Source organism: Microcoleus sp. PH2017_08_TRC_O_A, from assembly GCF_020738665.1.
Lineage (GTDB): Bacteria > Cyanobacteriota > Cyanobacteriia > Cyanobacteriales > Microcoleaceae > Microcoleus.
Window position 1 is genome coordinate 54,057 of the sequence record NZ_JAEQCE010000012.1, and the last position, 12,341, is coordinate 66,397.

The window sequence follows — 12,341 nt, forward strand, 5'->3', positions numbered from 1 at the left end:
TCGTGCCAACTGACGCACCCTACTACTAATACCTAAAATGGCACCACCTTTTAATCGCGCGCATCCCTTTTTTAACTATCGAGTTGCTCTTTTATTGACTATCATCCCTATTTTGATTGTCGGTTTAAGCAGCGAATTCTATTCGGGGCCGGGGCGAGAGTTTTTTAATGATTATTTTGGTGATTTTCTCTACCAAATTTTCTTGATTCTGCTAATTGTTTTCATGTTTCCCCAAGTTTCTCCGACTAAAATTGCCTGGGGAGTTTTCATTTTTAACTGTCTCATTGAATTTAGCCAACTGTGGAAACCTCCTTTTTTGCAAGCTATTCGCGCTACATTATTTGGGCGTTTGTTTCTGGGTAGTGGCTTTTCGTGGGAGGATTTTATTGGCTATATTTTGGGATGTACTTTGGGGTGGGTTTTGGTGGTAGGGCTGAAGCGGAAATTTAGATGATTTGCTTTTTTGTCAAACTTCGATATGGTTTGTAGTGAGGACTTCAGTCCTTCATGAATGCGGACTGAAGTCCTCACTACGAACGAATTGGATTAGGTGTTTTTGCTCTAGCAACTACAATGCCGATCGCACTTTCGACTCTGCTAATATATCTCTGCAAGTCGTAAGCAACTGTCACAGCCCCAGCCGGCGAAGCGTGAATTAAGCCGAGATTCCCGTCTGCATTCCTGTACACAAAACCTGTGTGGGTGACATCCAATCCTTTAACATCCGTGGCTACCGCCACAATATCCCCAGGCTTTAACTGGGAATAAACACTTTTGATCCGATTTGTCGGGATGTAATTAACCGTAGTTTTGGCTAATTCTGCTTCTTGGCTGACTATGCACTGATAAGTTGCTTCATCTTTTACCATTTGCGGGTAACTGCTGCGGTGCTGGCTCATGAAATTTAGTGTTTTATTCATCGGCACTCCGCCCAATTGAGCGGTAATGTTTTCTACGGTTTGCCGTTTTTGATTGTCTTTAATCCATTCTGAAAAATAGTGCAGCCGGCTGCAATAGCCGTTCATTTTACCGTTTAAATACCGTTGTTCTTCTATGCGATTTACAAAATTTTGATATTCGTAATCTTTTACTGCTACGCCTCGGGAAATAGCCAAAACCGTCTCTACAAACAAAACGCAATCAAATTTATTCAACGTTACGATCAACTTTTCTTCGCCGGATTTGTCCAGCAAACCCTCGACGTAGGGCAATCCTTGGAAGTTATCGCCGATCGCCTGGATGATTTGTCCGATCGGGCGATCGGGCAAATTTTCCTGTTTGGCATACTGTACAATCTTTTCAAAACGTGCTATGTCTTCGGGTAGTATAGCGGTTTCTGTCGCAGTATTCTCTGAGTCTGGTCGTCTCGCCAGCACTTCTAGCCATTGGGAATACGGAATTTCAGGTAAGTTGTTCAAGTCCCGAAACAGACTGAGCAAACTAGAAACACTTTGCTTATTTTTGGGTTCCCGATTTTCGCTGTCTGCGATCGACTCAGCCACTACATCCGGGCCGCGTGCTTCTGTTTGTCGATCGACAACAGCGACAGCAGGTTGAGACTGCAATGCCCAAACATCAGGTATCAAATAATTATTCACCCAGGCGATCGCAAATCCCAAAACAGCCAGACTCCAAAAATTTCTCATGTTTTCCCAAGGATTTTGCTTCAACTCAGTGCTATCCTGAAATCTTTACGATTACTCGAACTCTTAATCAGCCTAGCAGGTAGATTAAATTGACGAAAGTGTAGACCCGTTTCAAAAAATAATGCAACTGTTGGCAAGTTCCAAACCCTTATACAATCAGTTATTCCACATCTAAAATTTAAAATCTAAAATCTAAAATTCTATTAGACACCGCCCTATTATAAACTGATCCTGCGAGTTTGATACCACAACACTGTAATGCAAGTAGACCGCCGACGCCGCCCAATCGAACCCCAACGTCCGATCCAACCCAGACGCCACAGCAGCGAGCGTCCAGTCCAATCCCGACGCGCAAGCAGCGATCGCCCAGTCAAACCCCAACGTCCTATCCAATCCCGACGCCCGATCGGCGATCGTCCAATCTGGCTCCAACGCCTCATCTCGCTCCAACGACTCATCTGGCTCCAAATCTCAATCTGGCTCCAACGCCTCATCTTGCTCCAACGCCCAATCTGGCTCCAAATCTCAATCTGGCTCCAACGCCTCATCACCGATCGTACAGTCGCGCCCCGACGCGTCATCACAGATCGTCCAGTCGCGCCCCGACGCCAAATTAGCGATCGTCCAGTCGCGCCACGACGGCAAATCAGCGATCGTCCAGTTGAGCCACGACGGCAAATTAGCGATCGTCCAGTCCAACCTCGACGGCAAATCAGCGGCGATCGTCCAGTTGAACCCCGACGCCTCATCACCGATCGTCCAGCGCCATCTCGCCGGCGACTGAGGGCAAAATTGTCTCGGCTCAAATACCGCAACATTTTGTGTTTAATTGCGGGGGCGATCGCGTTTTTTTGGCTCCTAACAATGCCCTTCAGAACTCGCCGCGCCCCAGAGCCACCCGTCATATTGTCTCAAGAAGCTATCTCGCCACCGACAATTCCAACATCCCAAAATGTAGTCGATAGTAAAAGCGATCCTACCTTCACCTACAACATCAAAACACCTCCCAATCCAGTTTATTCTCAAGAATTGCAAGGGATTGTTGATGAAGCTGTGAACATTGCCACCAGCCAAGGATTACCAGCAGATAAGCTATCAATTAGCTTGTTTGATGTCAGCAATCCCAAAAATCACACCTTCGCCGGATATCAAAATCAAACTCTCAGATTTCCTGCTAGCGTTGCCAAGTTATTTTGGATGGCAGCCTTTTACTCAGCTATAGAAAAAGGCATGATTACGGAAAGAGAATCTGCATTTAAAAACGACTTAGAACAAATGATTCGCATCTCCAACAACGATGCTGCTAGCAGGATTTTAGATAAAATCACCGATACAAAATCCGGCGGACGGCTCGGAGGAGAAGAGTTGCAAACATGGCTGCAAAAGCGCACGCAAATTAACACGTTTTTCCAGTCAGCAGGCTACAATGATATTCGTATAAGCACCAAAAATTATCCCATATACTATTTAAGGCAAGAAGGCCCAGTCGGTCGCGATTTGCAATTGCGGGGCGATGATTCTGTGCCGATTCGCAATCAAGCAACTACTGACCAAGCCGGCAGATTAATATATGAAATCTATACTAGGCAAGCTGTTTCTAGTCTCGCCAGCCGCAAAATGGCTTACTTGCTGACGAGAGATTTAGACCCTAAAGCCTGGAAAAATGACCCTAGCAACTCAATAAAAGGATTTCTCGGCGAGTCTTTACCAACTAATATTTATTTTGGTTCCAAAGTTGGCTATACTTCCAAATCCCGCAGCGAAGCGGCTTTTGTCAGAACTTTAGACGATCGCGCGATTTACATCTTGGTCGTTTTCGCAGACGATGTGGCTTATACCAAGGACGAAACAGCATTTCCGGCAATTTCTCGATACGTATTCGATCGATTAAATGCTCGCGGGCCCAGCAATTAGCAGAGCGCATGTACGGTTGAAACCGCGTCTATACAAACTATGTCCGCCTCTGTGGACTAAGAGAGGATAAGGTAATTTTAACGACCCACTCTTCAACCCGCGGAGGCGGGTTTTGCCTGTGTAGATGCGGTTTCAACCGCCCTTTCATCGAAAACATTAAAAACTATTTAACTGGGGCGAAAGGATTCGAACCTCTGAATGGCTGGACCAAAACCAGCTGCCTTACCACTTGGCGACGCCCCAACGTCTTAACCTTTATCATATTAACACTCAAACACCAGAATCTGTCAAGCACTTTCACAATAAAGTTTAAAAAATGTTTGCCAAACCGATCGCCCGCCAGTTTATTCTTTGACAGCAGCGGGGCGAGACAGCGGGATCTCAATCCAGAACTCCGCTCCCTGTCCGGGTTCTGAGATACACTTCAAACTGCCGCCGTGTTTTTCCACCACAATCTGGTAGCTAATGGACAAGCCGAGTCCCGTGCCTTTGCCCACTGGTTTAGTGGTAAAGAAAGGGTCAAACAAGCACAATTTAGCTTTTTGGGTCAATCCCGGCCCGCTGTCGCGAATCCGAATCACCACAAGTTTACCGATCGACTTTCGTGACTCACCTCGATCCGAGTCTTGGGACACCACCGCCGTCGAGATTTCGATCGTCTTGGGTGCGGGCTGATTTTCCAAGGAGTCGATCGCATTTCCCAAAATATTCATAAATACTTGGTTGAGCTGTCCGGGATAGCATTCTACCTTCGGCAAGTCGCCGTAGTCTTTAATTACCTTAATTCCCGGTATTGGCCCGTTTGACTTCAAGCGGCTGTGCAAAATCAGCAGCGTGCTGTCAATCCCTTCGTGAATGTCCACCGGCTTCTTCTCGGCTTCGTCGTGCCGCGCGAAGTTCCGCAGGGACAGGACAATTTGCCGGATGCGTTCGGCTCCCATCTCCATCGAAGAAAGAATTTTCAGCAAATCTGGCACTACGAAATCCACATCGATTTCTTCGCTTTTGTCGAGAATTTCCTCGCAAGGTTCGGGGTAGTGCTTTTGATACAAGCGCAGCAAATCCAGCAGATCTTTCATGTACTGCTCGCAATAAGTCAAGTTGCCGTAAATAAAATTAACCGGATTGTTAATTTCGTGGGCGACGCCGGCAACCATTTGACCGAGAGAGGACATTTTTTCGTTTTGAATGAGCTGAGCTTCTTTTTGCTGCAAACTCTGCAAAGTTTCAGTCAGTTGTCGGGCTTGAGTTTGAGCTGCTAAGGCTGCCGCCCGAGTTTGGGCGTAAAGTTCGGCTTGGTCGATCGCGATCGCCAGTTGATCCACCACCGCTTGCAGCAATTCTACCTCGCTTGCCGCCCAGGAACGGCTGCTGTAATGATTGCAAACTATCGCCCCCATTTGACCGGAGTGAGTCTTGAGCGGTAGCAGCAGCTTAGAAACAATCCCGACACTCCTTAAAAAAGCTCGCGTGGCGGAATCTATGCAGGCTGCTGTGGCAGCGTCGCCGATGCGGAGCGTTTGGCGATCGCGAATTTTCTCGGCTAGTAGCGTTACTTGTGCGATCGGATATTCTGCGAGCAGATCTGTGAGTTCAGGATTTGCCGCCTCGTGGGTAATCGCAAAACTCGGCTGCCCCTGCCGCGATACTGAATACCACAAAAAGTAGCACTGGTCAACCTGCAACAAGCTGTGAATTTCATTAACAGCCGTATCTAAAATTTTGTCGAGGTCTAGAGAATTCCGCATCTGACTGGCGAGGCCAAACAGCAGACTTTCCCGGCGGCTCAACAATTCTTCTCGGGCCTTGACACGATCGATCGCCACGCCAATGGCATTAGCCATCCACCCCAGAACTTCTAGCGCCCCCTCCGTGGCAGCAGCGCTGCTGCATACAGCCATCACTCCCACCAGTCGTTCCTCCACAATCAGGGGATAGGCAATGGCGCAGAGGGACGGGTTCGACAGCAAGCACAGAGGAGCCGTTTCGAGTTTTCCCGTTTCTTCTCGCAGCCAATCTTCTATTAGCCGTTCCCAATCTTGGCTGCTGACTCCTGAATCGGCCTGCAATTCTAACCGCTCTATCTGCGGGTTGAACGTCCAGATGCTGGCTGCTGTGGCGTCGAGATGGTCTACCATTGCGTCGGTGCAGCGGTTGAGGGTGGCCGGTATTGTCCCGCCTTGTCCGAGAGCTGCACCAACTTTAGCTTGCAGCATTGCCAAGCGCGATCGCTCCTGTAGCAAGTCTGCCATTGATTGCCCCTCTGTCACTATTTCGGGAATTTGTTTGGGATCGCGATCGCGCCTCATGCCCGCTGAAGTTTCCCGCAAATCCTGAGATTTGCCTGTTTCGAGCACCGGCAGCTTTTTTGTTGGGAATATTCTTGTGTCCTTCTCTGAAGTCTGTACTGCCCAGAAAAACTCCTGGTTCGATCGAGCTAACTCCGAGATTTGCTGGCCCTGTGAAGCGATATCTTCTACCTCTGCCACCTCTTTCTTGGCTTTGACTAATTGCCACCGCAGCTCCACCAAACTCGCAACTTGCCGAGTTAAAATCTCAATACCATCAATCGTATTTTTTGTCAAGCCTTTAGGTACGGAATCCATGACACAGATCGCGCCCAGCATCTGCCCATCTGAGGTGACGACTGGGATGCTAGCGTAAAATTTGATGAAGGGGTAAGAAACAATTAGCGGATGCTGGGCAAATCGCACGTCTGTGGAAGCGTCTCGGACAATGATGGCAGGCGGTTTATTGCAGGAATTTGCAAAGGGTGCGATCGCATCTGCCGCCGCAACCGCAGGTTTTTGTAGGGGAATGTCCCGGTCAAATTCCGAGTTAGAGTTGGAACTCGCGCCCAACTGTGCGGGAGTTTGGTCGATATAGCAGCGATCGCAAAAATTCAGGTAACGGTGTGCCAAAGTTCGATCGATACCTAGCTGCGACTTCAACCAGTGGCCGGAGGCATCAATCAAACTCAAAAAAGCAATAGGAGTTCCGCTCATCCTGGCGGCCAAGCCTACCAAATCGTCAAAGCAAGCCTCTGGATCGGAACCCAGAAGTTGATACAAGTCGGTGCGATCGAGATCGAACACTGTTTTACCAAGAGGCAAGGGTGCTTTCATCATGTATAAGTGCCCATCTAGTTGCTGGCAACCGCCCTAATCAATACTGGCCGAGGAGAAAAACGAGCCATGAATTTTGTCCCGGGAGACTGCGATCGCAAGTCGAACACAGGCTGCTGGCACCAAACTCAGACCAACCTCTTGACTGACATGGAAACTTTTGATTTATGGGAGTTAGAGCACCGCAGATCTAATACTCTAGAAATTATACTTCGAGTTGACTATGCTTTTGATGTGCCAGAGGCTGGGTGAATCTAAGAGCCTCCGTGGGGACGAAGCACCCTTCAAAAATCTATGGCGGATAGCTTACAGAGAATTTCTTAATAAGTTTAATAGTATTTTAACAGACAGATCTAATCGTGGGTAGCAGGCTTGCTGGTAGATTAAAATAATTGGTTTGTGCCACAATACCAGTACGGTTTACCGGGCTGTTGCACAGGCAACTCAACAAAAGTTAGGAGAGCGACTACACAAACACCGAAAATGTTAAACTTTGTAACAATAGTTGTTCAAACTCCACCATCAAGGGTTTGACGGTTGAGATGCAGATTTTGCAACTGTTGTCATCGCCGATCGACCCCTCGGGCAATCTGTTTTTTCGAGTTTGAGGTCAAAAAAACAGGGGTGAAGTTTCTGCTAATGCTCCAACGGAGTTGGGCACTATTTATCCGAAGGCACTCTTGAAAAATGACCCACCCAAAAACCGATACTTGCTTGCCGACAATTTTGAGGGTCGAGATCGCAATTTTAGACTCAAGTTCAAGCTCCCAGATTCATCTGGAACAGTCAATCTAAAATCTACAATCTACAATCGACTGACGGCGGGAATTATGTTTTCTATTTTCAAGAACTATAAATAAACCGGGAGAAGAATATGTCTGCAACTAGCAGTCAAGTACCAACTATTTTGGCAGTTGATGATAGCGTCGTCATGCAAGGACTGGTCAAACAAGCCTTAAGCAAAGAGTTTCGAGTTCTCGTGACAGACAATGCAGTTGATGCTTTGTCAACAATTTATCACGAACAAATTTCGGTTTTGTTGCTCGATGTTTCGATGCCTGGGATTGACGGATTGGAGCTCTGCCGCACGGTGCGAAGCTTGCCTCAGTTTCAGAATTTGCCGATCGTGATGCTGACAGCCAGAGATGGAGCATTTGATAAAGTACAGGGGCGTTTGGCAGGAGCAACCGAGTATTTAACTAAGCCCTTTGATGCTGACAAGTTGCGCGAAGTAATTGGTAAGTTTATCAATATCAAATCATAAAAGAAGACGGGCGCGGTTGAAACCGCGTCTATACCAGCAAAACCCGCCTCCGCGGGTTGAAGCTCAGACCGTTTAAATTACGTTTTATGTTATTCTATTCAGTCGGCGTCCGGCGGACATCGTTTATATAGAAGCGGTTTCAACCTTACGTCCGATCTGCTATATTCTCCCGCTTGTCCTAAACTTTTAATTTCGCCAACAGTAAAGGAGCGATCGCACTGACGGGTAAAACGTGCTGGGCCGCACCGAGGGCGATCGCCTCTTTCGGCATTCCAAACACAACACAACTAGCCTCATTTTGAGCAATAGTCAAACCGCCGGCTTGGGCGATCGCCAACATACCCTCAGCACCATCTCGCCCCATTCCTGTTAGCAACACTCCCGCAGCCCCGCGACCATAAAAACTAGCAACTGACTTAAATGTTACCGTTACAGAGGGGCAATGTCCCGCTTCACGAGCAGCTTCAGAATAAATAAAACGCCCTTGAGCATCCAATTCTAAATGACGTTTTTCTGGCGGGAAATAAACAATCCCAGCTTGTGGAAATTCCCCAAAACCCGCTATTTTCACCGGCAGTTTAGATTCAAAACCCAACCAGTCAACCAATCCTTGCAAAAATCCTTCACTGATATGCTGGATGCAAATCACCGGTACTGGCAAATTAGCCGGAAACTTAGAAATAATCGAGTGTAGCGCTTGTGGCCCCCCTGTAGACGCGCCAACAGCCAATAACTTAATAGTTTGAGAATTGAGATTTTTGCTAGATAATTGGTAATTATGAATTGGTAATTGATAATTTTTTTTGCTTGGGCGACCCTCGGCTGTTTCGATTCCTCCAAGCCTTTGATGTCGCGTAAATACTTTAACTCCCGACAACACTTTAACTTTAGCGATTAATTCATTCCCCAGGCGATCGTAATCAGACGCCAACCCGCCAATGGGTTTCGGAAAAACATCTAATGCACCTGCTTTCATTAATTCAAATACATTTTGAGTATCCTTTGCTTGTACAGAAGCACTAATTATTAAAATTGGTCGCGGGTATTTTTTCATCACTTCCCGCGTGAACTCTAACCCGTTCATTTGTGCCATATTCAAATCCGTACAGATGACTTCCGGTTGAAGTTTCGGGATTAATTCTAGGGCTTCTAACCCGTTAGAAGCCGTTCCGACAACCTGGATTTCTGGCGAAGCATCCAAAATGCGCTTGAGAACGATCGTAGCTACTGGGGAATCTTCTACTAACAATACTTTAATGGGCGACAACATCATACCATTTTAGATTTTAGATTTTAGATTTTTTTAGGTAATGGGTAATGGGTAATGGGTAATGGGTAATGGGTAATGGGTAATGGGTAATGGGTAATGGGTAATGGGTAATTCTCCCCCTCTTCCCCTGTCCCCCTCTCCCCCTGTCCCCCTCTTCCCTTCCCCTCTGACAATCAAACTAACCTTTTCAAAGTCTCGATTAATACATCTTGATTGAAAGTACCTTTAGGAATATAAGCATTAGCGCCAGCATCAGCTCCTCTTTTTCTATCTTCATCAGACGCCAAAGATGTGACCAAAATAATCGGTAACTCACTGTATTCTTTTAGCTGACGAATTTTAATAGTCAGTCCCAAGCCGTCCAAATTAGGCATTTGTACGTCAGAAATCAGAGCATCAAAATAGCGAGTTTTTAATTTATTGAAAGCATCCAACCCGTCCACTGCTGTCACCACTTCATAACCTGCACCTTCCAGAATGCGCTTTTCTTGAGTGCGGGTAGCGATCGAATCTTCTGCTAAAAGTATAACTTGTTTTCGGCTGACTGTCTCAATTGGCGATCGGGCACCCCCAACCCCACCCAACAAAACTTGCTTGCGTACAGATTTTATCAAATCGTGGGGATTGAGCACCATACAAACTTCCCCCGTCCCCAGAATCGTTGCACCAGAAACGTTTCGCACCCGTTTCAGCAATTGACTTTGAGGTTTAATCACCACATCCTGTTCGTCAATCAAAGCATCTATAAATAATCCCAATCTTTCCTCCCCAACTTTCAAAACAATACAAGGCATTTTCCGAGAATTATGATTCACCGATTCTACCTCTGTATTTCTCTTGAATTCTCTCCAACTTTCCTGTCTCCACTCCCGATTATTGTGCAACCAATCTGTATCATTTAATTCTAGTAAATCTGCCAAATAAGCAACTGACAAAGGCTGAGAGTCTAAAATCACCGTCGCCTTGCTTTCGAGAGAAAAAACATCCGAAGAGCGGACTAATATTGCAGTTTCAATAAACTCGACTGGCAGCGCATAAGCAATACCATCAACCGCTAATATTAATACATTAGCAGTAGCTAAAGACGTACTTAGTTGCAGGCGAAAAGTGCATCCTTTTCCGAGATCTGATTCAACTTGAATGCGACCTTTTAATGCTTCAACATTAGTCCTAACTACATCCAAACCTACCCCTCTTCCAGAGATTTCAGTAACAAATGTTCTGGTTGAAAAACCCGCAGCAAAAATCAGCGATTGAATTTGGCTTTCTGTCATCACCGCCAGTTCTTCCGGCGTGCAGATGTTGCGTTTGACAGCAGTTTGTTTAATGCGATCGAGATTCAGCCCCCGACCATCATCAGCAACTTCAATAATAATATTGCTAGCAGTATGGTAGCCTTTAATTCGGAGAGTAGCTGCGGGATGCTTGCCGAGCTTTTCGCGATCGGCTGGCGTCTCAATTCCGTGATCTATCGCATTCCGAATCAGGTGCATTAAAGGGTCTTTCATTTCTTCTAGAATGCGTTTGTCAGCTCGAGTTTCCCCACCTTCAATGACTAATTTAACCTCTTTCCCTTCCCGCTTAGCCAAGTCTCTAACTGCTCGTGGAAATAGATTAAAAATAGTAGACAAAGGCAGCAGTCTGAGAGTGCGAATTCCTGATTCCAACTCTTCCGCAATTAATTCGAGTCTTGCAGTATCTTCATCAACTCGATTTTTCAATCTATTTACTAGAGTTCCCAGACGTTCTAAACGTTCTTCTGTACGCTGGTAATAATTCTGTAACTGTATGATGAGGGCATTTTGTTGAAAAGCATTTTTGTCCGATTCTATCTGATGAAAAGCCAAGCGATTTATAAAAGCTTCTCTGCTCCAACTTTCCCACAAATTTGTCAGTTTTTCGATATCAGCAAGTCGGTGTACTAACCTAGTTTTTGTAACAGTAAGTTCACCAGCTTGAGTCATTAAATCGTCTAAATTTTTGGTAGCAACGCGAATTGTTTCGATGCGGTAAGACGAACTTGAAGAACTGCTAACAGCGGGTTGGGAAGCCGATGCAGTAGCGGGGGCAGAAGCCCCACGCAAGTTGTGAGATTGGAGCAACAATTCTTGCTCGGATTGTAGAGTCGAAAAAGAATAATTTTTATCTAAATTAGTGGCGGAATAAGTTTCACTATTTGTTTCGGGTTCCGCAGTAGACGAATCAATAAGTTGCGTTTGTATAAATTCTTCTTCTGGTACCTTTGAAGATTCTGGATCTGCTATGGGGACGGCGGGCAGGGGCTTGTTAGAAGCACCCATCATGCTAGCGAGCACGTAAAAAGTATTGACACCGGAATCTTGACCAGTCACGGCTTCGTCAACGAGTTTGCGGATGGCGTCTAAACCTTGCGAAAGTCGATCGCTAATTTCTGAAGTTAGTTGAGTCTCTCCCCGCTTGACACCTCCCAAAATATGCTCTATTTGATGAGCTAAAGATGCTACATTTTTTACCGCCAACATCCCAGCATCGCCTTTAAGAGAATGAGTTTCCCGCAGCAATTCTTCTAACTTAGCTGAGTCCCCGGGGTGTTGTTCCAAGTACAGCAATCCATCGTCTAGTTTCTGCAAGTGTTCTTCACTAGCAATTTTAAATACATCTCGAAGTTCTTCATCTTCAATTATCATAGGTGTTTGTGGTAATGGGTAATGGGTAATTGGTAATTGGTAATGGGTAATTGGTAATTGGTAATGGGTAATTGGTAATTGGGAATTGGTAATTGGTAATTGGTAATTGGGAATTGGTAATTGGGAATTGGTAATTGGGAATTGGTAATTGGGAATTGGTAATTGGGAATTGGTAATTGGGAATTGGTAATTGGTAATTGGTAATTGGTAATTGGGAATTGGTAATTGGGAATTGGTAATTGGGAATTGGTAATTGGTAATTGGTAATTGGGAATTGGTAATTGGGAATTGGTAATTGGGAATTGGTAATTGGGAATTGGGAATTGGTAATTGGTAATTGGTAATTGGTAATTGGTAATTGGTAATTGGTAATTGGGAATTGGTAATTGGTAATTGGGAATTGGGAATTGGTAATTGGTAATTGGGAATTGGTCATCCATCGGTAATTAGTCATCG

General features: G+C 45.7%; 10 protein-coding genes and 1 tRNA gene. 4 read left to right on the forward strand and 7 right to left on the reverse strand.

From position 1 onward, the window contains the following. The first annotated feature begins 37 nt into the window (after positions 1-37). The gene (locus JGK22_RS05070) at positions 38-454 is read left to right on the forward strand and encodes a DUF2809 domain-containing protein (protein WP_293181593.1); all 417 of its coding nucleotides are present in this window, start codon (positions 38-40) and stop codon (positions 452-454) included. A gap of 76 nt (positions 455-530) precedes the next feature. On the opposite strand, the gene JGK22_RS05075 is transcribed toward JGK22_RS05070, so the two are convergent. Both JGK22_RS05075 and JGK22_RS05080 read right to left on the reverse strand, forming a co-directional pair. Further along, positions 531-1,646 (reverse strand): N-acetylmuramoyl-L-alanine amidase-like domain-containing protein, encoded by a 1,116-nt coding sequence (locus tag JGK22_RS05075; protein WP_293181596.1) that lies wholly within the window; start codon positions 1,644-1,646, stop codon positions 531-533. A gap of 218 nt (positions 1,647-1,864) precedes the next feature. Next, entirely contained in the window at positions 1,865-2,551 is a 687-nt protein-coding gene (locus tag JGK22_RS05080; protein WP_293312460.1) for a hypothetical protein, read from the reverse strand. Here JGK22_RS05080 and JGK22_RS05085 point away from each other — a divergent pair. Beyond that, on the forward strand, positions 2,511-3,560 hold the full coding sequence (locus JGK22_RS05085) for a serine hydrolase (protein WP_293205218.1): 1,050 nt from the start codon (positions 2,511-2,513) through the stop codon (positions 3,558-3,560). The two genes, JGK22_RS05080 and JGK22_RS05085, sit on opposite strands and share 41 nt — an antisense overlap. Positions 3,561-3,731: 171 nt before the next feature. Here JGK22_RS05085 and JGK22_RS05090 read toward each other — a convergent pair. Together JGK22_RS05090 and JGK22_RS05095 are read right to left on the reverse strand one after the other, a co-directional pair. Continuing rightward, positions 3,732-3,803, reverse strand: a tRNA-Gln gene (locus tag JGK22_RS05090). A gap of 101 nt (positions 3,804-3,904) precedes the next feature. Then, positions 3,905-6,688: a GAF domain-containing protein gene (locus JGK22_RS05095; protein WP_293312462.1), complete on the reverse strand. Its 2,784-nt coding sequence runs from the start codon at positions 6,686-6,688 to the stop codon at positions 3,905-3,907. A gap of 66 nt (positions 6,689-6,754) precedes the next feature. Between JGK22_RS05095 and JGK22_RS05100 the strand changes: the two genes are divergently transcribed. Both JGK22_RS05100 and JGK22_RS05105 read left to right on the forward strand, forming a co-directional pair. Beyond that, complete coding sequence (locus JGK22_RS05100) at positions 6,755-6,937, forward strand: hypothetical protein (RefSeq protein WP_293181608.1); 183 nt, start codon at positions 6,755-6,757, stop codon at positions 6,935-6,937. 622 nt (positions 6,938-7,559) lie between these two features. Continuing rightward, the gene (locus JGK22_RS05105; protein WP_293157809.1) at positions 7,560-7,949 is read left to right on the forward strand and encodes a response regulator; all 390 of its coding nucleotides are present in this window, start codon (positions 7,560-7,562) and stop codon (positions 7,947-7,949) included. Between the two features lie 178 nt (positions 7,950-8,127). On the opposite strand, the gene cheB is transcribed toward JGK22_RS05105, so the two are convergent. The 3 genes from cheB to JGK22_RS05120 all read right to left on the reverse strand — a co-directional run bounded on the left by cheB (position 8,128) and on the right by JGK22_RS05120 (position 12,325). Then, positions 8,128-9,219 carry a chemotaxis-specific protein-glutamate methyltransferase CheB gene (gene cheB, locus JGK22_RS05110; RefSeq protein ID WP_293181668.1) on the reverse strand — a complete coding sequence of 364 codons (1,092 nt, stop codon included), beginning with the start codon at positions 9,217-9,219 and terminating at the stop codon, positions 8,128-8,130. A 173-nt stretch (positions 9,220-9,392) separates the two neighbouring features. Beyond that, entirely contained in the window at positions 9,393-11,885 is a 2,493-nt protein-coding gene (locus JGK22_RS05115; RefSeq protein WP_293181611.1) for a hybrid sensor histidine kinase/response regulator, read from the reverse strand. Then, complete coding sequence (locus JGK22_RS05120) at positions 11,882-12,325, reverse strand: hypothetical protein (protein WP_293312464.1); 444 nt, start codon at positions 12,323-12,325, stop codon at positions 11,882-11,884. Before JGK22_RS05120 ends, JGK22_RS05115 begins: the two co-directional genes overlap by 4 nt. Between the last annotated feature and the right edge of the window lie 16 nt (positions 12,326-12,341).

Excerpts from the sequence above, each read along its gene's own strand:
- JGK22_RS05070 (WP_293181593.1), top strand. The coding sequence starts at position 38 with ATGGCACCACCTTTTAATCGCGCGCATCCCTTTTTTAACTATCGAGTT.
- JGK22_RS05075 (WP_293181596.1), bottom strand. The coding sequence starts at position 1,646 with ATGAGAAATTTTTGGAGTCTGGCTGTTTTGGGATTTGCGATCGCCTGG.
- JGK22_RS05085 (WP_293205218.1), top strand. The coding sequence starts at position 2,511 with ATGCCCTTCAGAACTCGCCGCGCCCCAGAGCCACCCGTCATATTGTCT.
- JGK22_RS05080 (WP_293312460.1), bottom strand. The coding sequence starts at position 2,551 with ATGACGGGTGGCTCTGGGGCGCGGCGAGTTCTGAAGGGCATTGTTAGG.
- JGK22_RS05095 (WP_293312462.1), bottom strand. The coding sequence starts at position 6,688 with ATGATGAAAGCACCCTTGCCTCTTGGTAAAACAGTGTTCGATCTCGAT.
- JGK22_RS05100 (WP_293181608.1), top strand. The coding sequence starts at position 6,755 with ATGAATTTTGTCCCGGGAGACTGCGATCGCAAGTCGAACACAGGCTGC.
- JGK22_RS05105 (WP_293157809.1), top strand. The coding sequence starts at position 7,560 with ATGTCTGCAACTAGCAGTCAAGTACCAACTATTTTGGCAGTTGATGAT.
- cheB (WP_293181668.1), bottom strand. The coding sequence starts at position 9,219 with ATGTTGTCGCCCATTAAAGTATTGTTAGTAGAAGATTCCCCAGTAGCT.
- JGK22_RS05115 (WP_293181611.1), bottom strand. The coding sequence starts at position 11,885 with ATGATAATTGAAGATGAAGAACTTCGAGATGTATTTAAAATTGCTAGT.
- JGK22_RS05120 (WP_293312464.1), bottom strand. The coding sequence starts at position 12,325 with ATGGATGACCAATTCCCAATTACCAATTACCAATTCCCAATTCCCAAT.